We start from the raw sequence: 1204 nt of genomic DNA, 5'->3' as shown, positions 1-1204 counted from the left end.
AAAGAGGCCAGGGCCTCTTTGAATTGGTAGCGACCAAGCAAACCAATAACCAAAGAGACCCCGACATGAATAACTCTATGTCTTGTTCTGATGGCCGCTGGTGCACACGCGCGGACGCGCTGCTCGGTGTCGAGGGCATTCACGTCAGCTCTGTCACGGCAACCGGAAGGGGCCTGGTTCTGGGCGTCGAGACCGGCGAGGACATCACCGGTTGTCCGGACTGCGGCGTCGTTGCCGTGGGTCATGGCCGGCGGAGGGTTCGGCTTCATGACATCCCTTGCTTCGGCAGGCCCGTGATGCTGTTGTGGGCCAAACGTGTCTGGCGGTGTCCGGACCGCGACTGTCCGAGAACGACGTTCAGCGAGGACAACGCGCTGGCCGGCTCAAGGGCGAAACTCACCGCCAGGGCCGCCGGGTGGGCAACGGATGCGCTGCAGCATTTCGATACCTCCGTTTCTGCCCTGGCCCACCAGCTGGGGGTCTCCTGGCACACGGTCTGGGACGCAGTGAAGAGTGAGGCCACCGGGCGCATCTCAGCGACCGGGAGGCTGGCAGGTGTGGATGCGCTCGGCGTGGACGAACATGTTTGGTCCCATACAGGCCTGCCCGGCACGGGGATGGTCACCGGGATCGTGGATCACACCCGCGACGAGAACGGCGTGGTTCATGCCAGGTTGCTGGACCTCGTCTCAGGCCGGTCCGGGAAGGCCTACGCGGACTGGCTCAAAACCCGGGGCCCCGAGTTCACCGCAGGGATCAAAACGGCAGCTTTGGACCCCTTCCGCGGCTACGCGAACGCGATTCGTGATGAACTCCCCGAAGCCATCACCGTCCTGGATGCTTTCCACGTCGTCAAACTCGGGTCCGCCATGGTTGATGAGGTCCGGCGCCGGGTCCAGCAGGACACCCTCGGACACCGCGGACGCAAAGGCGACCCGCTTTACGGGATCCGCCGAACCCTGCAGATCGGGGCCGAACACCTCACCGACAAACAAGCCGCCAGGCTCGATACCAAACTCGCCCTCGGGGACCCCAACCAGGAAGTCACCCTCGCCTGGCAGTGCTATCAAAAGCTCCGCCACATCTACCACGCCCCTCCGGCCCGGGGCAGGGACCTCGTGACCGAAGTGATCTCCTCGTTCCCGACTTGCCCGATCCCGGAAGTCGGCCGCCTCGGCAGGACACTCAAACAATGGAAGGCGGC

1 protein-coding gene is annotated in these 1204 nt (G+C 64.3%); it reads left to right on the top strand.

All coding sequences use genetic code 11. The annotated features are described in order from the left end of the window. Positions 1–77: 77 nt before the first annotated feature. Positions 78–1204: ISL3 family transposase (locus ACIP9X_RS21800; RefSeq protein WP_400481833.1), on the top strand; the 1127-nt coding region annotated here is incomplete at its 3' end.

The sequence above is a fragment of the Arthrobacter sp. NPDC093125 genome (genome assembly GCF_044754225.1).
Lineage (GTDB): Bacteria > Actinomycetota > Actinomycetes > Actinomycetales > Micrococcaceae > Arthrobacter.
This window is presented reverse-complemented; position numbering and strand designations above follow the sequence as displayed.